Here is a 19766-nt window from a genome sequence, read left to right as displayed (position 1 = left end):
GGAGACCGAGAGACGGGTTTACAACGACACCGCTACCCGATGCCCTTCGAGCACGGCAGCGTGCGAGCGGCGCGGCGTCACGGCATCCCCGACCCGATACACCTCGAACGGAGTAGAGCCGCTGTGCGTCAACGCCTTCCACAGCTCGTCGCAGGGTTCCTGGTGGATGGCACACACTACCCAGTCGAACTCCTCGGTCCGAGTGACGCCTTCGAGGTGGTTGTCCAGTGCGACCCGGAGCCTCCCCGAGAATTCTGCGACACCGCTCACCGCCACATCGGTCCACTGCTCGATGCCGGCGCGATGCGCACGCTGCTGCCACCGCTCCAGGTCGAGCGTGACCCCCAGGTCCTGCCCCACGATCATCCCGGGGGTACAGATCGCGACGGTGCATCCACGCGCCGCCAACGTCTCGGCCACGGACGGCCCCTGCTGGAATCCCAGTTCGTCCACCACGAGAACACGGCCGCCCGGGGCGACACTTCCGTCGAGGACGCTCCGGGCATGAACGACACGCGCGCACTCCCCCGCCCACCACGGGCGCACCGGACGCGCCCCCGTCGCCACCACCACGACGTCCGGCGACTTCTCCCGCAACAGTTCCGCGCCCACCTCGACGCCCGTCTCGATCCGAACACCGCGACGGACGCACTCGCGCTCCAGATTCCGCACCAGATCACCGAGTTCGCCGCGACCGGGAGCAGACGCCGCCACCCGGATCTGGCCACCCACGGCGGACGAGCGTTCGAACAGTGTCACCCGATGCCCCCGCTCCGCCGCGGTCGCCGCAGCCGACAGCCCTGCCGGACCGCCACCGACCACCACCACACGTCTGCCCGGCAGGCGCGGATCGGGCAACGGCACCGACTCCCGGCCGGCACGCGGATTCTCGACGCAACCCAGCCACCGGCCGAGGCCCATGCGTCCCACGCACTCCTGATTGCACGACAGACAGGTGCGGATCTCGTCGACGGCGCCGCGCAGCGCCTTCGCTGCGAAATCCGGGTCGGCGATCTGCCCGCGCGCGATGCCGACGAGATCACACCGGCCGTCGGCGAGGGCGCGTTCCGCCTCCGCGGGCTCCTTCAGCCGGCCGACCCCGATCACCGGCACCGCCACCGCTCCGCGAATCGCCTCCGAGATGTGCAGCGCGTAACCGCGGGGAGTCGCCATCGACGGTTCGACCAGATACAGCGTCTCGGTCGCCACACCCATCGTGGTGTTGATGTAGTCGACGGCGCCCGATGCCGCGACGATCCGGGCAACGGCCACGGCCTCGTCGAGCACGATCCCGCCGGTCACCTGCTCGTCACCCGAAAGACGCACACCCAGAATCAGGTCCGGGCCGAGCACAGCGCGCACCGCGCGGATCACCTGGACGAGAAACCGGGCCCGGTTCTCGAGCGAACCGCCGTAGCGATCGCTTCGCCGATTCGTGGCCGACGACAGGAACCCGCGAATGAGCGACGACTGCGAAGCCTGCAGTTCGACGCCGTCGAATCCCCCGTCACGGCAGTGCCCGGCGACGGCGGCGTACGCGTCGACCAGTTCCTCGATCTCCGCCGCGTCGAGCGGCTTCGGCACCTCGCGGAACAGCGGATCCGGGACGGGGCTCGGCGCCCACAGCGGTCGGCGCGAATACAGCCCCGACCCCTGGCCGCCGTTGTGGTTGAGCTGCGCGAGGATCACCGCGCCGTGGTCGTGCACGGCGTCGGTGATCCTGCGGTAGCCGTCGACCACCGCCGGGCGATAGCCGTGAATCACCTTCTCGTACGGCCAGTCCGACGGGTGGACGCACTGCTCCTCGGTGATGATCATCCCCGCCCCGCCCGCCGCACGGGCCGCGTAGTACGCGGCGTGCTGCTCGGTGGGCAGACCCTCCTGCGCGTAGTTGGTCAGGTGCGCGGTGAACACGACCCGATTGCGCAGGGTCCACCCGCCGACGCGGAGCGGGGACGACAACCGTGGATACAACATGGATCGGTCGCGTCAGACCTTCGTGTTGCCCTGATCCAGCGCGACCTGACTGGCCGTGACCGTCTTGGCGCCGTCACCGGCGAGCCACAGCACGGCATCCGAGATGTCGTCGGGATCGGCGATGGGCTTCTCGGTGAGGATCGGTGCGAAGTTCGGCCCGTAGTGCGGGTACTGCTGCAGGATCACGAGGCTGCCCTGATCGGTGCCCATGTGGGTGTTGACGCCGTACGGGTGGATGGAGTTGACGCGGATCTTGTACTCGCCCAGTTCCTTCGCCGCGGCCTGCGTCAGACCCACCAGACCGAACTTCGACGCGGCGTAGTGCGCCTGGCCGGGCAGCGCCTTGATACCGGCCACCGAGCTGACCACGATGATGGAGCCCCCGTTGCCCGCCTCGATCATGGCCGGCACCGCGGCCTTGAGGGTCTTGAACGCACCGGTGAGATTGATGTCGATGAGCGTCTCCCACTGGTCGTCCGACATCTCCCAGAAGCGGTTCCAGTTGCAGATGCCGGCGTTCGCGATCACGACGTCGAGTCGGCCGAACTGCTCCACGCCCGCATCGACGACCGCCTTCAGCGCAGCACTGTCCCGGACATCCGCCTCGCGGGCGTAGATCTTCGCGCCCTCGGCCTCGACGAGGCGCACGGTCTCCGCGAAGTCGTCGGCCGTCGCGGCGTCGTACGTGTTGTGATCGGTGACGCTCTTGCAGACGTCCACCGCGATGATCGCGGCGCCCTCACGCGCCAACCGCACCGCGTGCGTGCGGCCCTGACCGCGCGCCGCGCCCGTGATGAAGGCGACCTTGCCGTCGAACTGTCCCACCGTGATCTCCTAACCCGTGACTACCTCGTACTGCGACATGGACATGGCCGCGAATCTTCCCTCGCGGACGGCTTCGAGGACGGTTCGGGGTGCGACACAGTCACCGGCCCTCACCGTGCCCTCTCCTACGGCCAACTGTTCGTTCGGAAGCGGAAGCGAACAGTCCACCAGTACCGAGCACGGTACGCCGAAGCGGACACCCGTGAAGCGGTTCTGCAGCAACACTTCTCCCGATGTCCCGGCCACCGGGAGAACTGCGAGATGCGACGCGACACCGGCCTCCCGCAGACGCCGGCTCGCTCCCACCAGATCCCCCGTCGGCCCGAGCCGCGAACCGATCAACTGGTCCGGTGTCGCGAGCGCGACATCGTCGCCCCGATCGGCCAGCAGCAGCGCGACCGACACGGCGACCGGCCCGCCGACCGGGTCGAACACGACGACCGGCCCCGCATCCGACCGCGCTCCGGACAGCACGTCGGCCGCGGTGAGCACCTGCACACCGGACTCCACCGGACACGGCGGCGGACGCGACATGCTCCCGATCGCGACGACCACAGCGGTGCCGGCTCGGCGCGCGGACGCCACATCGTCCGGTCCGATGTCGGTACCGGTGCGAATCTCGACGCCCAGTCGGCGGCACTCCGCCTCGAGCCAGTCGGCCAGCCCCGACAAACGCTCGCGTCCCGATCCGTCGGCGGCGGTACGGAGCATGCCGCCGAGCCGAGTGGTGCGCTCCGCCAACGTCACCCGGAACCCCCGCAGCGCGAGCACCCGGGAGGCCTCGAGTCCGGCAGGCCCTCCGCCCACCACCAGCGCGGAGGACCGGCCGGACACCGCGGCGGGCTCCGGATCGATCGTCTCGAATCCTGCCGTCGGGTTGCCGATGCACGTCACCACCGGGTTTCGAGGATCACGAACCAGGCAGGTCTGGTTGCACAGCACACACGGTCGTGGGGCCGCACCGCCGCGCACCCGCGACACGAGGTCCGGCTCGGCGATCTGGGCGCGGGTCATCTCCACGAGATCCGCGACGCCGTCGTCGAGTGCCAGCTGAGCCTGCGCCGCGTCGACGACGCTGCCCTGCAGCACGACCGGGACTCGTCTGCCGGCGGCGTCGCGCATCGAGCGACACAGGTCGAGGTTGAACCCGGGCGCGGTGTGGCCGTCCGGCCGATAGGCGGCGGTGGAGTACGGCCCGCCCCGCACCACGACGAGCAGATCCAGCGCATCCGCCAGCGCACCGACCTGATCCGCCGCGTCCTCCGGTGTGACACCCGCCCACGGTGCCTGCTCGTCGCAACTCAGTCGCAACGACAGGATGCGCTCTCCCAGTTCGGCGCGCACCGCGGCGATCACCTCGCGGGTGAGTCGAAGCCGATCGGCCCCGTACGTGTCCGTGCGACGGTTCGTCAGGCCGGAATGGAACTGGCGCAGAAGAGAGGACGGGCCGGCGTCGAGCTCGACACCGTCTACGCCCGCGGCCACCGCGAGCCGGGCAGCCCGACCGAAACCCTCGACGAGCGCGGCGATCTCGCCGGGCTCCATCTCCATCGGCAGCTCGCGCGAGACCGGGTCCGGGAACCGGGACGGCGCCCACAGCGCCGATTGCGACCACGCGCTCGACCCCTGCAGCCCGGTGTGGCCGAGGCCCGCGAGCACCAGGGACCCGTGTGGACGGCACGCGTCCACCACCGCACGCCAACCCGGCTCGCAGTCCGCGGCGAGCGGGGCCCGTTCGTACGGCCAGTCACTCGGATGCACCGACGCGGTCTCGGTGACGATCAGCCCGGCGCCGCCGCGGGCACGGCGTTCGTAGTACGCGATGTGCCGAGCGGACAGCGCGCGGCAGTCACCCAGGTTGGTCTCGTGCGGACCGAAGAGCACCCTGGCCGGGGCGGTGCGCCCGGCGAGGGTGAACTGCTCGGTGAGACTGCCGCGCACGTGCGCGGTTTTCTAGCCGACGCCCAGGTCGCGGCGGAAGCCCTCCGGGACCACCAGGTCGCTTGCACTGAGATCGTGAATCGACTTGTGTCCCAGACCCAGGACGGCCGAGTCGATGCCACCGCGGAGGATGTCGAGGACGTTCTCGACACCGGCCTGGCCGTTGGCCGACAGGCCCCACAGGTACGCGCGGCCGATCATGACGGCGCGGGCGCCGAGCGCGAGCGCCTTGACGACGTCGCTGCCGCGGCGGATGCCGCCGTCGAGCACGACCTCGAGCTGATCTCCCACGGCCCCGGCGATCGCGGGCAGGGCCCGGATCGGTGCCGGGGTGCCGTCGAGGTTGTTGCCACCGTGATTCGACACCGAGATCGCGGAGCAACCGGCGTCGAGCGCCCGCTTGGCGTCGTCGACACGCATGACGCCCTTGAGCATGAACGGTCCGCCCCACTGCTCACGCAGCCAGGCGACGTCCTCCCACGTGGGCAGCGGCGTGCCCATCCACTGGCCGTACGCACCGAAGAAGGTGGGTGGCTGCTGGCCCGGCGCCGCCAGGTTCGGCGTCGTGAGATCCGGAACCTTGCCGGTCTTGGCGAACTCCCACAGCCACTTCGGCCGGGTGATGCCCTCCGGGGCGAACTGGAACATCGCCTTGAGGTCCATCTTCTCGGGGATCGACGGGCTGCCCCAGTCACGGCCGTTGGAGAACGACCAGTCGAGCGTAATGATCAGACCGGTGGCCCCGGCTGCGCGGGCCCGCTCCATGCGCTGGAGGAGGGTGTCACGATCGCCCACCCAGTACATCTGGAAGAACGTCTGCGGGTTGGCCGCCGCCACCTCCTCGATCGACTTGCTCGCGAACGAGCTGAGCCCGATCGCGGTGCCCCGGGCCGCCGCGGCGCGGGCGACCGCGACCTCGCCGTCCGGGTGCACGGCCTGCACGCCGGTCGGCGAGATCATCACGGGCATCGAAATGGGCTGGCCCATCACGGTGGTCGACAGATCGCGCTCTCCGGACAGGCCGGCCACGTGCGGGGCGAAGCCGAGCTCGGAGAAGGCCGCGATGTTGTCGTCGACGGTCAGCCCCTTCTCGGAGCCCGCGACCAGTGCCGCATACACCGACTTGGGCAGGCGCTTCTTCGCGCGACGCTGCGCCTCGGCAACCGTCTCGAACCACGTGTTCTTGGCCATCACAAAACCTCTCGTACTGCTTGTGAACTACTTCTATTCCATTCCGGCAAGCGGATTTTCGTCGCAGATCTTCGCCGGCGGTCGGGTCAGCAGGGTCAGCGGAACCGGCGCCTGCGGTGTACGCCGCTCGGCACGCTTCCCGGTCCGCGAATGGTCCTGGCTCGACTTCGGAACGGTGCGGTCCGCCTCGAGTGCGGACGTGCCGTAGCCCTGGACGCACTCGGGGTCCGGGCCGTCCATCGGCAGGCCGGTGAAGAACTTGGCAGCCATGCACCCGCCGCGGCACGAGTCGTAGTGGTCGCACTTGCTGCACGCGCCTCCGGTCTGCGGCGAGCGCAGGTCCTGGAACAGCTCCGAGTGCTGCCACACCTGCTGGAAACCGCCGTCCGAGACGATGTTTCCGGCCAGGAACTGGTCGTGGATCGCGAACGGGCAGGCATACACGTCGCCGATCGGGTCGATCAGGCACACCACGCGGCCGGCGCCGCACAGGTTCAGGCCCGGCAGCGCATCGCCGTAGGCGGACAGGTGGAAGAACGAGTCGCCCGTCAGCACACCCTCGCCGTTGGCGACCAGCCAGTCGTACAGCTCACGCTGCTGCTCCTGCGTGGGGTGCAGTTCGTCCCACACGTCGGCGCCGCGACCCGACGGACGCAGGCGCGTGATGCGCAGCGTCGCACCGAACTTGTCGGCGAGCGCCTTGAACTCGTCGAGCTGGCTCACGTTCTCGCGGGTGACGACGACGGAGATCTTGGCATCCTTGAACCCCGCCTCGGCGAGATTCTCGAGCGCACGCACGGCCATCGCGAACGAACCCGGCCCGCGCACAGCGTCGTTCACCTCGGCGGTCGCGCCGTCGAGCGAAATCTGGACGTCGACGTAGTCGCTGGCCGCGAGGCGCTCGGCGACCTTCTTGTCGATCTTGACGCCGTTGGTGGAGAACTTGACGCCGACCTGGTGCTCGGTCGCGTAGTCGACCAGTTCCCAGAAATCGGAGCGGACGGTGGGCTCACCGCCGCCGATGTTGACGTAGAAGACCTGCATGCGCTGCAGCTCGTCGATGATCGACTTGCACTGCTCGGTGCTGAGTTCGCGCGGATCCCGGCGTCCCGAGGACGACAGGCAGTGCACGCAGGACAGGTTGCACGCGTAGGTGAGTTCCCACGTGAGGCAGATCGGGGCGTCGAGACCGAGTTCGAACTGGTCTACGAGACGTCCGACCTTCGGGACGAGCGGAGCGGCGGGAGACGACATGGTCGCGGGCGGCTCGAGAACTGAGGTCATGGGCTGAGTCCTCAAATCTGGAAAGTCTGGTTGGGTACAGAACGTGAAGAAGAGGCTGGGTTCAGGACGGCACGATCATGTGCGAGTCGGCCAGGGTGTCGAGGGCACGCAGATACGGCCGCGCCGCATCCTCCTCGATGCCGTGTGCTCGCAGAGCTGCCCGGACGTCCGGGTGCTCGGGCAGCGATTCGACGATCTCGACGATGGTGCGGTTCTTCAGGAACGACAGCTTGCGCGTCCCGAAGTGGTAGAGCAGCGCCCCGAAAGGTTCGGGGCGCAGCGCCACCTGCGGATGAAGCTTCCACGCCGCGTCGAGATCGATCGTGCCGGCCGACGAGCCGGAGCCGAGGGCCTGTTCGGACACGATCAGTACACGCCGCACATGCCGTCGATGGAAACCTCTTCCACGAGGGACTCCTCGACGAGGGAGCTCTCGTTGGCAGAGATGACACTGTCGCGATCGGACATCGATTCCTCCTCCAAATCGGACCCCAGCAGCGGGATCTGCGGTCATAGTGACTTCTTCACTGTGACTCGGTTCACCACTGTAATGGCATCGGGTGCACAATGACTAGTGAAGGAGGTCACAGGAGTGCGCAGTCGTAGAAACCCGTCGTCGCGGATCGGCCGGAGGCCGACCACCACACGCGACCGCATCGCGGCGGTGGGCATCGACCTGTTCGCCACGCGCGGGTTCGACGACACCAGCGTCGACGACATCGCGGAGGCCGCGGGAATCGCGCGCCGCACGTTCTTCCGCTACTTCCCGTCGAAGAACGCGGTGCCGTGGGGAGACTTCGACGCACATCTGGCCGAGATGCGCACACTGCTCGCCGAGATGCCCGACGACGAGCCGATCCTGGACAACCTCGTCGCGGCGGTCCTCGAGTTCAACACCTTCCCACCCGAGGTCACGGACGGCCATCGCCGGCGCATGGAACTGATCTTCGTGGTTCCCGCACTCCAGGCGTACTCCGTCGTGATGTACGAGGGGTGGCGCAAGGTGATCGCCGAGTACGTAGCCCGTCGACTTCACCTCCAGCCCACCGATCAGCTGCCCCGCACCGTCGGCTATCTGATGCTCGGCGTCGCGATGGGCGCGTACGAGACATGGCTGGCCGACGACTCGGCCGACCTGATCGAGCTGCTCACGAAAGGCAGCCGGATGCTCTACACCGGACTCTCCGAACTGCACGAGCCACTACTGAACGGAACCGCTCCATGACGCTCGACTCGCTCGCCCCCTGCGCCCCGGGCCTGTGGTCGCACGACCACGTCACCGTCGAACGCGTCCCGGGCGGGCCGATCACTCTCACCCGGAGCGGGCAGTCCCTGCACGTCCGGCACGCACTGGGCCCCGAGGCGCTGAGCGAGCGACTGGTCGCCGAGGTGACCGCGTCCATCGGCGACGCCGACTTCGGACAGACGGAGTTCGAGCTCACGATGGTCGGGCTGGTCCGCTCCACCGTGCCGGACGCCCTCGAGTCGTGGACCGTCTACTACCGCAACTCGCTCGAGGAACTCCTCGACGGCACCGCGGACTTCGCACCCATCCACGACAAGGCCGCCGAACTGGTGCGCGGATCGGTGCTCGACCTGGGTTCGTGCTTCGGATTCCTGCCGCTGCGCCTGGCCCGCGCCGGCGTCCCGGTCACCGCCACCGACATCCTGCCGGGCACCATGACACTGCTCGACGCCGTCGCGCCCCGCCTCGACATCCCCGTCTCCACCCTGGTGTGCGACGCCGCGAACGTCCCGGTGCCCGACGACAGCGCCGACACCGTGACCGCGGTCCACCTTCTCGAGCACGTCGACCCCGACACCGGCGCCGCAGTCGTCGCCGAGGCCCTGCGCATCGCCCGCGAACGCGTCGTCGTCGCGGTGCCGTACGAGGACGAGGCCACCGCCTGCCACGGACACGTCCGCACCTTCGACGCCGACGCGCTGCGGGAGCTCGGGGAATCGACCGGACGACCCTTCGACGTCTTCGACCACCACGGCGGATGGCTCGTCCTCGAGGCGTGACGACTCGAGGATTCACGCGCACCCTCGAGAATGCTCCCGATCAGCGGGAGCCGGAAGCGGCGAATTACCATCGCCCCGGTAGCGTCGCTACGCTGCTACGCTGAAACTAGAACACGTTCTAAACGTTCTACACTGATCCACGAGAGGACCAGAGTTCGCATGACCACTATCGACGTGCCGCACAGCTCTCGATCCGCGGTGCTCACCGTGTCCGGGGTAATCGAGGAAACCCCCGACTCGCGGTCGCTGGTCTTCGACGTCCCCGCGGACATGAAGAGCAAGTTCCAGTACAAGCCCGGCCAGTTCCTCACGCTGCGCATTCCGAGCGATCAGACCGGCTCCGTCGCCCGCTGCTACTCGCTGGCGAGCTCGCCGTTCACCGACGACGCCCCCAAGGTCACCGTCAAGCGCACCGCGGCGGGCTACGGCTCGAACTGGCTGTGCGACAACCTGAAGGTGGGCGACCAGCTCGAGGTCCTGCCCCCGGCCGGCGTCTTCACCCCCAAGTCGCTCGACCACGACTTCCTGCTCTTCGGCGGCGGCAGCGGCATCACGCCCGTCATGTCGATCCTGAAGTCGGCGCTCACGCAGGGCGGCGGCAAGGTCGTCCTGCTGTACGGCAACCGCGACGTCGAGTCGGTGATCTTCGCAGCCGAGCTGCGCGAGCTGGCCGCCAAGTATCCCGACCGCCTGACGATCATCCACTGGATCGAGACGGTTCAGGGTCTGCCCAGCGTCACCCAGCTCGCGACGCTGCTGTCTCCGTACACCTCGTACGAGGCGTTCATGTGTGGCCCCGGCCCGTTCATGGACACCATCCACGAGGCCCTGGCCCAGTCCGGGATGCCGCGCTCGCAGGTCCACGCCGAGGTTTTCAACTCCCTGAGTGGTGACCCGTTCCAGGACGTCGAGCTCGAGGAGGTCACCGCGGAGGAGGCCGCCGACGCCGCCACCGTCGAGATCGAACTGGACGGCGAGACCCACAAGCTCAGCTGGCCGCGGAAGCAGACGCTCGTCGACATCATGCTGTCGAAGGGCCTGGACGTGCCCTACTCCTGCCAGGAAGGCGAGTGCGGCTCGTGCGCCTGCACCGTCCTCGAGGGCGAGGTCTCCATGGAGCACGCCGGCGTCCTCGACGAGGAGGACATCGCCAACGGCTACATCCTCGGCTGCCAGGCCAAGCCGGTGACCGATCATCTCAAGATCGAGTTCTGACACTCGGTACCCGTTCGCAGAAGGGCCCGATTCCACCGTTCGGTGGGGTCGGGCCCTTCTCGCATCCGCGCCGGGTCGCCCGCATCCGGGTGCCGGCGCGACGACCGAACGTGACATCGGTTCGGTCCATCGGGACGCGTGTGACATTCGGCCACGAGAAAGAGGCCCGAACTGCACGAATCCGTGATGCGAGTGCAATCCGGACAACATTGATCGGCCGGTCAGTCAGCGTGACACTGAGGGTGTGAGGACACGATCCTTTCCCCGAGGAGGCTGGTCATGAAGGCATCAACTCGTTGGCAGGACTACGCGGCCGTCATCATCGGCGCCTACGCGGCCCTCTCACCCCTGTGGCTCGACACCAACACCGGTGCCCGCTGGTCGCTGATCGTGCTCGGCGTGCTGGTCGCGCTGGCCGGACTGGTCCACATGGCCCGGCCCGAGATGGTCGCGGCCGACTACGCGATGGGCGTGCTCGGCGTGCTGATGTTCATCTCCCCGTGGGTGATGAACTTCCACGGCATGGCCGGGGCATCCTGGACCGCGTGGGTCGTCGGCGCGCTCGCAGTCGTGGTGTCCGTCGTCGGTATGCCGGCGATGAGCGCCCGGATGCACGGGCACGGAGGGGTGGCTGCCCACTGATCAATCCGAACGATCCGATCCGACCGGAGGCACCCCATGCCCCCGCGCTCACGTCGGCGACGGAGCGCGAAGATCGACGGCGACGCGCGCGAGATGATCCTCGACGCGGCCGAGTCGCTCTTCGCCGCCCACGGCTTCGACGCCACGTCCACCGCCGCCGTCGCGGGGGCCGCGGGGGTGCCGAAGGGCCTGATCTTCTACTACTTCCCCACCAAGGCCGACATTCTGACGGCGCTGCTCGCGGAACGGCTGCCCGCCGAACCGCTCGACGACCTCGCGCCGCTCGTCGCGCCCGGCGACCCCGCGACGAGCCTGGTGAACCTCGACAACGCGCTCAACCTGCGCGATCACCACTCCTCGGTGATGCGGGTGATCATCTGGCGCGAGGCAGAGTCACACCCCGACGTCCGCGAGTACCTGCGCCGCTTCCGCTCGTATCTGCACGACGCGACGGTGCGGGTCCTCGAGGCCAGCGCCGCGGCACCGGTCCGGCCGGGGACGCTGCGCGCGTGCGCCAACGCGTGGGTCGCGGCCATGTTCTCCGCCGCCAGCAACGACCGGATGCGCGACCTCGACGACATCCCCCGGCGGCACCGCGACGAGCTCGACCCCGTGGCCCAGGTCGTGGCCGCGGGCATGGCCCGACTCGGCTGACCCGTACCCCGTTTCCTCCGTCAGCGAGACGGTGCGGCGAGCAGCAGCCGTCCGGCGTCGAAACTCGCAGCACTGATCGGCAGCTCGCCGCGAGTCCCACTGAGTAGGACCTCGACGGTCCCCTGCCCGGTCGTGTCCCGGCCGAGCGCGTCGATGCGGCGCAGCGTCTGCGCGGCCACGGCCTCGGCGCTGTCGAACAACGTCACGCCCTCCGGCAGGTGGGCCGCGATCTCGTCGGCGACGAGCGGGTAGTGCGTGCACCCCAGCACGACGCCGGTGACGTCGCCCGGGGTGTGGGCGGCGGCCGCCGCGATCGCCGCACGCGCGGCCTCGACGTCACCGAGGTCGATCGCGTCCGCCAGGCCGTGGCATGCGACGCCCACCACCGAGCTGCCGTTCGCGAACTGCTTCACGAGGTTCGCCTGATAGTCGCTCGCCGTGGTCGCGGCCGTGGCCCAGATGGCCACCGAATCGCACACCGCCGCGGCGGGCTTGATCGCGGGGACGGTGCCGATCACGGGAATCGCGTCCCCGAGATCTGCGCGGACGTGGTCGAGCGCCGTGACGCTCGCGGTGTTGCACGGCAGCACCACGACCTCGGCGCCGCGGTCCACCGCCCGGCGCGCGGTGCCGACCACCCGGTCGATCACCCACTGCTCGTCGCGCGGACCCCACGGCGCACCCTCGGGATCGAGCGAGAGCATCAGATCGAGATCCGGCCGCAACCGACGCAGCCAGGCAGACGTCGGCAGCAGTCCCAGACCCGAGTCGATGAGCGCAACGATCACCCGACAAATCTAGCCCGGTCAGGCAGGGGCGGACTCGAGCAGTTCCCCGATCGGCGCCCCGGCCGCGATCTTCGCCCGCATCTTCATGACGGCGCCGGCCGATCCCGCACCGACGACGGCGGTGAGCGTGCCGCCGCGGGAGTAGTACACGACGAACTTGCGTCCGTCGTCCTTGATCACGTGGACGTCGTCGGTGGCCGATACGGTGCCGAGCGCCTGGATCTTGAGGTCGTACTGGTCGCTCCAGAAGTACGGGACCTGCGTGGGCGCGTCCGGGTCACCCGTGCCGGTGAGGGCGCCGGCGAGAATCTTCGCCTGGTCGCCGGCATTGCTCCAGTGCTCGACGCGCCGGCGCTCGCCCGTACCCAGGCTCCACGCCGCGACGTCGCCGATCGCCCACACGTGGGGGTCACCGGTGCGGCCCACCGCGTCACACACCACACCGTTGTCCAGTTCGATCCCGGACTCCTCGAGCCAGCCGGTGACGGGCGTCGAGCCGATACCGATGGCGACGACGTCCACCTCGAGTTCGGTGCCGTCGGACAGGACCGCGCCGCTCACGTGCCCGTCACCGGTGAGCGCTGCCAGACCGACACCGGCGCGGACATCGACTCCGGCCTCGACGTGCAACCGTCCCACGAGCGCACCGACCTGCGCACCGAGCACCGACGCGAGGGGCGCGGGCTGCGGCTCGACGAGGACGACCTCCATGCCGAGGCGCCGCATGCTCGCCGCCAGCTCGCAGCCGATGAACCCGGCGCCGACGACCAGCGCGCGCTTGCCCTCGCCGAGATCGGCTCGCAGCGCACGGCTTTCGTCGATCGAACGCAGCACGTGCACACCCGCGAGATCGGGGAGACCGGAGATCCTGCGCGGGGCCAGCCCGGTCGCGACGATCAGTTCGCCGTACGCGACCTCGCTGCCGTCGGCGAGGGTCAACCGCCGCGCCTCACGATCGAGACCGGTCGCGGCGGAACCCAGACGCAGCTCGATCCGCTGCTCGTCGAAGAACTCCCGTGGGCGCAGGGTCGTGTCGTCGTTCTCGCCGCGGACGACGTCCTTCGACAGCGGCGGCCGGTCGTACGGCAGGTGCGGCTCGTCGCCGACGAGGACCAGCTCGCCGTCGTACCCGGACTGGCGCAGCTCCTCCGCCGCGCGGACGGCGGCCAGGCCGGCCCCGACGATCACGACCGGACCGTCGACCTTCTCGGTGCTGCTCATCCCTGCCATCCCCTCGGACTGCTCCGACCACTCGAACACAACTGGAACATGTTCTACCAAATCGGCGGGGTGCGCGACACCCCGCCGCCAGGCGCGCCCTCATCTCCGGCGGCGCCCCACCCCAGTCACTACAGTTGATTTCGACCGGCACCGCATCGGGAGGGCGCCGGAAGAGGAGCGACGATGACCACTGATCCGGGTTCGTACAGTTCGGGAGCGGGCCACGCTCCGGTGCACTTCGGGGCCGGACCCTCGTCCGACCTCGTCAGCTCGCAGGGACGGACGATCATCGCGGACGCCGTCGTCGCGAAGATCGCCGGCATCGCGACCCGCGAGATCGACGGCGTCTACGACGTCGGCGGCGGCACCGCGCGCGTCGTCGGCGCACTCCGCGACCGAATCCCCGGCGCGCGGGTCAACCACGGCCAGGGGGTCGCCGTCGAGGTCGGCGAGAAGCAGGCGGCGATCGACATCGGCATCGTCGCCGAGTACGGCGTCGCGCTGCACGAACTCGCCGCCGGGATCCGCCGCAACGTCATCGCCGCCGTCGAGAACATGACGGGACTCGAGGTCACCGAGGTGAACATCACCGTCTTCGACGTGATGCTGTTCGACGAGAACGATCCCGCCGCCGAGTTGGACGCCAAGCCGAGGGTCCAGTGACCGAGGCCGGTGTCCGAGCACCCGAGACCGCGGACCTCGCCGCCGCGGCCGCGCTCGCGGTGCCCGGGGTGTCGGGCCTGCACGGCGGCGAATTCGGCACGGTCGCGACCTATCTCCCGGGGCGGCGGATCACCGGGATCAGCATCCGCGACGACGCGTGCGCGGTCCACGTGACGCTGCGCTACCCGGCAGACCTGATCGCGACCGCCGATCGCGTGCGCGACGCCGTCCGCGCGGTCGTCGGCGTCCCCGTGGACGTGACCATCGAGGACCTGACGGACGCACTCCCCCACGACGAGACAGGACCACGGACATGAGCAGCACGGGCATGGGGCTGATCGCAGGCCTACTCCTCGCCCTCGCCGGAATCCTCGGCGGCTTCAGCGGATTCGTCTTCGCGGTGCTGCTCGGCGCCGTCGGGATGGCGATCGGCGCACACCGCGACGGGCACCTCGATCTCGGCGCTCTGCTCCGGTCCCGTGGCCGTGGCTGAGAGCCCCGACACCGATCCCGGGACGCGTGGGCGACTCGTCATCAAGGACCGGGCCTACGAGAAGATTGCGACCACCGCGGCGCTGCAGGTACCCGGCGTCGTCACGCAGGGCGGCGGGCTCACACGCTTCACCGGACGCGACCTCCCGCGCGCCGACGTCACGCCCGGATCCACGTCCGTGGCCCTGAACCTGTACCTCGGGGTCCGCTGGCCGTGCGACGTCGCGGAACTGACCCGTCGGGTGCACCGCGAGGTCGGCAAGCAGATCGAGGACCTGACCGGCCGCCCACTGCACCGGCTCGAGGTGCTCGTCGCGGGCACCGAGGCCACACCCGCCGACGACTCCGACGTCGGGTCCTGCCCGACACCGGCGCCCGCCGACACCGTGACGCCGCCGCGTCCACCGACCGCCGCCCCCGCCGCCGTCCCCGCCGCCGTCGTGATCGCGATCGGTCTCCTCGGGCTGGCTGCCGTCGCGGCCCGGGAACTGCTGATCGCCCGCGACGTGATCGGCGGCGCCCCCTGGCTGCGGAACACGTTCGAGTGGATCGGACGCCTGCACTGGCAGCAGTGGCTCGTCCCCGCCGCGATCGTGGCACTCGCTGTCGGGATCCTGTGCGTCCTGTTGGCACTGGCTCCGCGGACCCGCACCCATGTCGCGCTCCGCACGACCACCGGCGCCCCGACGACCTGGATGCGGCCGGTCGACATCGCCCGCATGTGCAGTGCGCGGGCCGGCACCGTCCCCGGCGTGGCCGTCGCGCACACGACGGTCGACCGGCGCCGGTCGACCGTCCACGTGCGACCGGACGATGCCGTCACCGGGCCGGCGGTGCCGGCGCTCGAGCAGGCCGTCGCCGACGCCGTGCGTTCGAGTCTCGACATCCTCGACCGCCCGCTGAAGCTCCGGGTGAAAGTGCGCACGCGGGACCGGCGGCGGGCATGAAGCGCGGACCCGCGGCACTCAACCGCCTCCTCGTGCTCCTGATCGGCCTCGTCCTCGCGGCCGTCGGCGCGACGGCCCTCGCGTGGGATCGCGGCGTCCCGACCGCACGCGACGCCGTCGCCCGTATCGACCGCGATCGTGTGGTAGCCGTCCCCGACGAGCCGTGGTGGCACTGGGCGCTCGGCGCGACGGTCGGCGTCTGCCTCGTGCTCGGGATCGTTGTCCTGGTCGTCGATCTGAGCCGTCGCCGGGCCGCGCCCACCGGGATGCTCGAGACCGTCACCGACACCCCCGTCTCGATCGATCTCGCTCCTATCGCGACCGGCGTCGCGGCGGAACTGGCCCGCCACACCGGGGTGCGACGGGCCCGCGGGCGAGCGCTGTCCGACCGTGGGCTGGCGACGATCCAGGTCACCGTCGAGGCCGACCCGCGCACCGACATCGCGGCCCTGACCGACGCGGCGGATCGGGTCGCCGCGACCACGACGGCCGCCCTCGGCGGATCCGCAATCGCGGACGTAGCGGTGCGAGTGCTGCTGCACCTCGATCGGACGGACCAACCTCCCGCACCGGCCACGCGAACGCAGCCCGACCTCGACCCTGGTGGAGACTGACACCATGCGCGACACGGAATCCGAACTCCCGACCGACGATGTCTCCTTCGAGGGGGACGACTTCTCCGACGCGGATTTCGCGGGCGAGAGCTGGCAGCACCGCTCCTACGTGAACTGTCTGTTCCGCGACACCGACCTGTCGGGTCTGGTGACCGAATCGGTGACCTTCACCGACTGCGATTTCACCGGCGCCGATCTCACCGGCTCGCAGCACAGCGGCTCCGCGTTCCGGAACTGCCACTTCGAGTACACCCGGATGTGGGACAGCACGTTCCGCCACTCGAGCTTCCTCGGATCGGTCATCCGAGACTCCCGGATCCGTCCGCTGACCCTCGAAGAAGTCGATTTCACGCTCGCCTCGCTCGGGGAGATCGACCTGCGTGGTGTCGACCTGTCGGGGTGCCGCCTGCGGGAGGCGAACCTCGTCAAGGCCGATCTCCGCAAGGCCGTGCTGCGCGGCGCGGACCTGACCGGCGCCCGTACGGGCGACCTCCGACTCGACGACGCCGATCTCGAAGGCGCCCGCGTCGACCCCGCGCTGTGGACGTCGGCGCGGCTCACCGGTGCCCGCATCGAGATGAACCAGGCCGTGAGCTACGCGGCGGCGCAGGGATTGCGCGTGGCCGGCTACTGACCCGGTCGGACGAACTCCGGCTGATCGAGGACCCGCAACCAACTCCCGTCGGGCTGACGTCGGACGACCTGCGCGCGAGCGCCGGCCCCGTCCCGTGGCGGCGTGGACGTCAGTGCGAGGTCGCCACTGACGAGCGTCGGCAGGGGCGGCTCCGGCTCGAAGCGCGGCGCATGCTCGAGCACCTGCGCCCACAGGTCCCGGATCGCCGCGCGACCCACCGTGAACGACCCCGGCGGATAGGCCATGACGGCGTTCTCCTCGTACAGTGCCGCGACGCCGTCCGCGTCCCCGGCGTTGGAGCGCTCGACGAACAACCGGGTGAGGTCCTCGGGGGTCATCGCCTGCTCGACATGTGCCTTCGTCATCGTGGTGTCCTCTCGTGTGCGTCCGATCCGTCACTACGAGCTTCGGCCATACCGAACAAGAAATCCAACAGATAGTTCTGCTCGAAACTAGAATCTCCAGTTATGGAACTTCGTCAGCTGGAGTACTTCGTGACGGTCGCCGAGGAAGCCAACTTCACCCGGGCCGCCGCGCGTGTACACGTCAGCCAGTCGGGCATCAGTGCGCAGATCCGCCAGCTCGAGAGCGAACTGGGCGCTCCCCTGTTCGACCGCTCGACCCGCATCGCCACACTCACGGTGGCCGGCGAGGCCGCCCTGACGCACGCCCGCGCCACGCTGGCCGCGGCCCGCGCCGTTCGAGACGCGGTGGACGACGTCAACCAACTGGTGCGGGGGCGAATCGAGGTCGGCATGGTCACGGCCTGCACCGTGACGCCACTGTTCGACGCCCTGTCCTCTTTTCATCGAGCGCACCCGGGGATCGATGTGACCCTGAAGGAGGACAACTCCGATCGACTCGTCGACGGGGTCCGCGGCGGCACCGTCGACCTGGCGCTCGTCGGCGTCGCCGGCGACGCGCCCGCCGATCTCGGCTCGTTCACGGTGGTGCGCGAGCGTCTCGTCGCCGCGGCTCCTGCCGGGCATCCGCTGACCCGACTGCCATCGGCGATGCTGGCCGACGTGTGCGGGCATCCCCTGATTGCGCTGCCGCCGGGGACCGGTATCCGCACGGTCCTCGAACGGGGTTGCGCGGAACTGGGCCGGCGGCCCGACATCGCGCTGCAGGCCAGCGCCCCCGATGCGGTAGCCGACCTCGCGGCCCGCGGACTGGGTGTCGCGATCCTGAGCGAGTCCATGGCCGCGGCGTACCCGGATCTGGAATCGCGGGTGATCATCGACATCGACGTCGAGGCCGTGCTGGCGCTCGTGTGGAAGGAAGACCCCTCGCCCGCACTGCGCGAGCTCCTGGCGCACACGCGCAGTGCCTTCGGGGTACACCCACGATCCCCGGAGACGCCGAAGGGCGCCCACTCCCGAAGGAGTGAGCGCCCCAGGCGTCAGTGAGAACTAGCTCACTTGATGATCTTCGTGACGCGACCGGCGCCCACGGTGCGGCCACCCTCGCGGATCGCGAAGCGCAGGCCCTCGTCCATGGCGACCGGCTGGATCAGCACGACGGACATCTCGGTGTTGTCACCGGGCATGACCATCTCGGTGCCCTCGGGGAGGGTCACAACGCCCGTCACGTCAGTCGTACGGAAGTAGAACTGCGGACGGTAGTTGTTGAAGAACGGGGTGTGGCGGCCACCCTCGTCCTTCGACAGGATGTACGCCTGGCCCTCGAACTCCGTGTGGGGAGTCGTGGTGCCCGGCTTGACGACGACCTGGCCGCGCTCGACATCCTCGCGCTTGATGCCACGAACCAGCAGACCGACGTTGTCGCCCGCCTGGCCCTGGTCGAGCAGCTTGCGGAACATCTCGATGCCGGTGACCGTGGTCTTGGTCGAGGTCGGGCGGATGCCGACGATCTCGACCTCTTCGTTGACGTTGACAACGCCACGCTCGATACGACCGGTGACGACGGTGCCACGACCGGTGATCGTGAAGACGTCCTCGACGGGCATCAGGAACGGCTTGTCGGTCTCACGGACCGGGTCCGGGATCGACTCGTCGACCGCGTCCATCAGATCCTCGATGGACTTGACCCACTTGGCGTCGCCCTCGAGAGCCTTCAGCGCCGAGATCGGGATGACCGGTGCGTCCTCGTCGAACTCCTGGCCGGCCAGCAGTTCGCGGACCTCCATCTCGACGAGCTCGAGGATTTCCTCGTCGTCGACCATGTCGGCCTTGTTCAGCGCGACGAGGATGTAGGGAACGCCGACCTGGCGAGCGAGCAGCACGTGCTCACGCGTCTGCGGCATCGGGCCGTCGGTGGCGGCCACGACCAGGATCGCGCCGTCCATCTGGGCTGCGCCGGTGATCATGTTCTTGATGTAGTCGGCGTGACCCGGGGCATCGACGTGAGCGTAGTGACGCTTCTCCGTCTGGTACTCAACATGCGAGATGTTGATCGTGATGCCGCGAGCCTTCTCCTCGGGAGCCTTGTCGATCTGGTCGAACGCGAAGCTCTCGTTGAGGTCCGGGTACTTGTCAGCGAGCACCTTGGTGATGGCCGCGGTCGTCGTGGTCTTGCCGTGGTCGACGTGACCGATGGTGCCGATGTTCACGTGCGGCTTGGTCCGCTCGAACTTCGCCTTCGCCACTGGATGTCCTCCTGGACTGATTGTGCTTGCGGTATGCAGCAGTGC

23 protein-coding genes are annotated in these 19766 nt (G+C 69.3%); 12 read left to right on the top strand and 11 right to left on the bottom strand.

What is annotated here, in order from left to right; translation table 11 throughout:
* Positions 1-18: 18 nt before the first annotated feature.
* From ABEU20_RS15120 to mftA, 7 genes are all read right to left on the bottom strand, one after another.
* On the bottom strand, positions 19-1977 hold the full coding sequence (locus tag ABEU20_RS15120; protein WP_420165222.1) for a mycofactocin system FadH/OYE family oxidoreductase 2: 1959 nt from the start codon (positions 1975-1977) through the stop codon (positions 19-21).
* A gap of 12 nt (positions 1978-1989) precedes the next feature.
* Positions 1990-2802 carry a mycofactocin-coupled SDR family oxidoreductase gene (locus ABEU20_RS15115; RefSeq protein WP_420165221.1) on the bottom strand — a complete coding sequence of 271 codons (813 nt, stop codon included), beginning with the start codon at positions 2800-2802 and terminating at the stop codon, positions 1990-1992.
* 9 nt (positions 2803-2811) lie between these two features.
* The gene (locus tag ABEU20_RS15110) at positions 2812-4743 is read right to left on the bottom strand and encodes a mycofactocin system FadH/OYE family oxidoreductase 1 (protein ID WP_420165220.1); all 1932 of its coding nucleotides are present in this window, start codon (positions 4741-4743) and stop codon (positions 2812-2814) included.
* A 12-nt stretch (positions 4744-4755) separates the two neighbouring features.
* Positions 4756-5934: a pre-mycofactocin synthase MftD gene (gene mftD / locus ABEU20_RS15105; RefSeq protein WP_420165219.1), complete on the bottom strand. Its 1179-nt coding sequence runs from the start codon at positions 5932-5934 to the stop codon at positions 4756-4758.
* 33 nt (positions 5935-5967) lie between these two features.
* Positions 5968-7218, bottom strand: coding sequence for a mycofactocin radical SAM maturase (gene mftC, locus ABEU20_RS15100; protein ID WP_420165218.1), 1251 nt, complete (start codon positions 7216-7218; stop codon positions 5968-5970).
* 61 nt (positions 7219-7279) lie between these two features.
* A complete protein-coding gene (mftB, locus tag ABEU20_RS15095) occupies positions 7280-7600 on the bottom strand; it encodes a mycofactocin biosynthesis chaperone MftB (protein WP_420165217.1) in 321 nt (106 codons plus the stop codon).
* Entirely contained in the window at positions 7585-7686 is a 102-nt protein-coding gene (gene mftA, locus ABEU20_RS15090; RefSeq protein WP_103143061.1) for a mycofactocin precursor MftA, read from the bottom strand. The genes mftB and mftA overlap by 16 nt, the downstream gene beginning before the upstream one ends.
* A 124-nt stretch (positions 7687-7810) precedes the next feature.
* On the opposite strand from mftA, the gene mftR reads away from it, so the two are divergent.
* The 5 genes from mftR (at position 7811) to ABEU20_RS15065 (ending at position 11754) form a co-directional block, all read left to right on the top strand.
* Positions 7811-8443, top strand: coding sequence for a mycofactocin system transcriptional regulator (gene mftR, locus ABEU20_RS15085; RefSeq protein WP_420165216.1), 633 nt, complete (start codon positions 7811-7813; stop codon positions 8441-8443).
* On the top strand, positions 8440-9243 hold the full coding sequence (mftM, locus tag ABEU20_RS15080; protein WP_420165215.1) for a mycofactocin oligosaccharide methyltransferase MftM: 804 nt from the start codon (positions 8440-8442) through the stop codon (positions 9241-9243). Before mftR ends, mftM begins: the two co-directional genes overlap by 4 nt.
* Before the next feature lie 159 nt (positions 9244-9402).
* Positions 9403-10458, top strand: a complete 1056-nt coding sequence (locus ABEU20_RS15075; RefSeq protein WP_420165214.1) for a 2Fe-2S iron-sulfur cluster-binding protein — start codon at positions 9403-9405, stop codon at positions 10456-10458.
* A gap of 279 nt (positions 10459-10737) precedes the next feature.
* Positions 10738-11100 carry an SPW repeat protein gene (locus ABEU20_RS15070; protein WP_420165213.1) on the top strand — a complete coding sequence of 121 codons (363 nt, stop codon included), beginning with the start codon at positions 10738-10740 and terminating at the stop codon, positions 11098-11100.
* 36 nt (positions 11101-11136) lie between these two features.
* Positions 11137-11754: a TetR/AcrR family transcriptional regulator gene (locus ABEU20_RS15065; RefSeq protein ID WP_420165212.1), complete on the top strand. Its 618-nt coding sequence runs from the start codon at positions 11137-11139 to the stop codon at positions 11752-11754.
* Between the two features lie 20 nt (positions 11755-11774).
* Here the strand turns inward: ABEU20_RS15065 and ABEU20_RS15060 are convergent, their stop codons facing one another.
* On the bottom strand, positions 11775-12542 hold the full coding sequence (locus ABEU20_RS15060; protein ID WP_420165211.1) for a glutamate racemase: 768 nt from the start codon (positions 12540-12542) through the stop codon (positions 11775-11777).
* A gap of 18 nt (positions 12543-12560) precedes the next feature.
* Positions 12561-13772 (bottom strand): NAD(P)/FAD-dependent oxidoreductase, encoded by a 1212-nt coding sequence (locus ABEU20_RS15055; RefSeq protein ID WP_420165556.1) that lies wholly within the window; start codon positions 13770-13772, stop codon positions 12561-12563.
* Between the two features lie 174 nt (positions 13773-13946).
* On the opposite strand from ABEU20_RS15055, the gene ABEU20_RS15050 reads away from it, so the two are divergent.
* From ABEU20_RS15050 to ABEU20_RS15025, 6 genes are read left to right on the top strand one after another with little or no spacing between them, the layout of a single operon-like run.
* Positions 13947-14426, top strand: a complete 480-nt coding sequence (locus ABEU20_RS15050; protein ID WP_420165210.1) for an Asp23/Gls24 family envelope stress response protein — start codon at positions 13947-13949, stop codon at positions 14424-14426.
* Positions 14423-14743, top strand: a complete 321-nt coding sequence (locus ABEU20_RS15045) for an Asp23/Gls24 family envelope stress response protein (RefSeq protein WP_420165209.1) — start codon at positions 14423-14425, stop codon at positions 14741-14743. The genes ABEU20_RS15050 and ABEU20_RS15045 overlap by 4 nt, the downstream gene beginning before the upstream one ends.
* Positions 14740-14919 carry a hypothetical protein gene (locus ABEU20_RS15040; RefSeq protein WP_005518282.1) on the top strand — a complete coding sequence of 60 codons (180 nt, stop codon included), beginning with the start codon at positions 14740-14742 and terminating at the stop codon, positions 14917-14919. The genes ABEU20_RS15045 and ABEU20_RS15040 overlap by 4 nt, the downstream gene beginning before the upstream one ends.
* On the top strand, positions 14912-15865 hold the full coding sequence (locus ABEU20_RS15035) for a DUF6286 domain-containing protein (RefSeq protein WP_420165208.1): 954 nt from the start codon (positions 14912-14914) through the stop codon (positions 15863-15865). Before ABEU20_RS15040 ends, ABEU20_RS15035 begins: the two co-directional genes overlap by 8 nt.
* Positions 15862-16479 (top strand): hypothetical protein, encoded by a 618-nt coding sequence (locus tag ABEU20_RS15030; RefSeq protein ID WP_420165207.1) that lies wholly within the window; start codon positions 15862-15864, stop codon positions 16477-16479. The genes ABEU20_RS15035 and ABEU20_RS15030 overlap by 4 nt, the downstream gene beginning before the upstream one ends.
* 4 nt (positions 16480-16483) lie before the next feature.
* Positions 16484-17113, top strand: a complete 630-nt coding sequence (locus ABEU20_RS15025) for a pentapeptide repeat-containing protein (protein ID WP_420165206.1) — start codon at positions 16484-16486, stop codon at positions 17111-17113.
* On the opposite strand, the gene ABEU20_RS15020 is transcribed toward ABEU20_RS15025, so the two are convergent.
* A complete protein-coding gene (locus ABEU20_RS15020; protein ID WP_420165205.1) occupies positions 17107-17478 on the bottom strand; it encodes a YybH family protein in 372 nt (123 codons plus the stop codon). The two genes, ABEU20_RS15025 and ABEU20_RS15020, sit on opposite strands and share 7 nt — an antisense overlap.
* A gap of 102 nt (positions 17479-17580) precedes the next feature.
* Between ABEU20_RS15020 and ABEU20_RS15015 the strand changes: the two genes are divergently transcribed.
* Entirely contained in the window at positions 17581-18522 is a 942-nt protein-coding gene (locus ABEU20_RS15015) for a LysR family transcriptional regulator (RefSeq protein WP_420165204.1), read from the top strand.
* An 8-nt stretch (positions 18523-18530) separates the two neighbouring features.
* Here ABEU20_RS15015 and tuf read toward each other — a convergent pair whose 3' ends face one another.
* On the bottom strand, positions 18531-19721 hold the full coding sequence (gene tuf / locus ABEU20_RS15010) for an elongation factor Tu (protein WP_420165203.1): 1191 nt from the start codon (positions 19719-19721) through the stop codon (positions 18531-18533).
* Between the last annotated feature and the right edge of the window lie 45 nt (positions 19722-19766).

Origin of the sequence: Rhodococcus parequi (assembly GCF_046042785.1) — a bacterium.
In the GTDB taxonomy this organism is placed as follows: Bacteria; Actinomycetota; Actinomycetes; order Mycobacteriales; family Mycobacteriaceae; genus Prescottella; species Prescottella parequi.
Note: the sequence above shows the minus strand (reverse complement) of the source record. Positions and strands in the feature narration are given on the sequence as shown.

Excerpts from the sequence above, each read along its gene's own strand:
- ABEU20_RS15120 (WP_420165222.1), bottom strand. The coding sequence starts at position 1,977 with ATGTTGTATCCACGGTTGTCGTCCCCGCTCCGCGTCGGCGGGTGGACC.
- mftD (WP_420165219.1), bottom strand. The coding sequence starts at position 5,934 with ATGGCCAAGAACACGTGGTTCGAGACGGTTGCCGAGGCGCAGCGTCGC.
- mftC (WP_420165218.1), bottom strand. The coding sequence starts at position 7,218 with ATGACCTCAGTTCTCGAGCCGCCCGCGACCATGTCGTCTCCCGCCGCT.
- mftA (WP_103143061.1), bottom strand. The coding sequence starts at position 7,686 with ATGTCCGATCGCGACAGTGTCATCTCTGCCAACGAGAGCTCCCTCGTC.
- mftM (WP_420165215.1), top strand. The coding sequence starts at position 8,440 with ATGACGCTCGACTCGCTCGCCCCCTGCGCCCCGGGCCTGTGGTCGCAC.
- ABEU20_RS15075 (WP_420165214.1), top strand. The coding sequence starts at position 9,403 with ATGACCACTATCGACGTGCCGCACAGCTCTCGATCCGCGGTGCTCACC.
- ABEU20_RS15070 (WP_420165213.1), top strand. The coding sequence starts at position 10,738 with ATGAAGGCATCAACTCGTTGGCAGGACTACGCGGCCGTCATCATCGGC.
- ABEU20_RS15065 (WP_420165212.1), top strand. The coding sequence starts at position 11,137 with ATGCCCCCGCGCTCACGTCGGCGACGGAGCGCGAAGATCGACGGCGAC.
- ABEU20_RS15055 (WP_420165556.1), bottom strand. The coding sequence starts at position 13,772 with ATGGCAGGGATGAGCAGCACCGAGAAGGTCGACGGTCCGGTCGTGATC.
- ABEU20_RS15050 (WP_420165210.1), top strand. The coding sequence starts at position 13,947 with ATGACCACTGATCCGGGTTCGTACAGTTCGGGAGCGGGCCACGCTCCG.
- ABEU20_RS15040 (WP_005518282.1), top strand. The coding sequence starts at position 14,740 with ATGAGCAGCACGGGCATGGGGCTGATCGCAGGCCTACTCCTCGCCCTC.
- ABEU20_RS15030 (WP_420165207.1), top strand. The coding sequence starts at position 15,862 with ATGAAGCGCGGACCCGCGGCACTCAACCGCCTCCTCGTGCTCCTGATC.
- ABEU20_RS15025 (WP_420165206.1), top strand. The coding sequence starts at position 16,484 with ATGCGCGACACGGAATCCGAACTCCCGACCGACGATGTCTCCTTCGAG.
- ABEU20_RS15020 (WP_420165205.1), bottom strand. The coding sequence starts at position 17,478 with ATGACGAAGGCACATGTCGAGCAGGCGATGACCCCCGAGGACCTCACC.
- ABEU20_RS15015 (WP_420165204.1), top strand. The coding sequence starts at position 17,581 with ATGGAACTTCGTCAGCTGGAGTACTTCGTGACGGTCGCCGAGGAAGCC.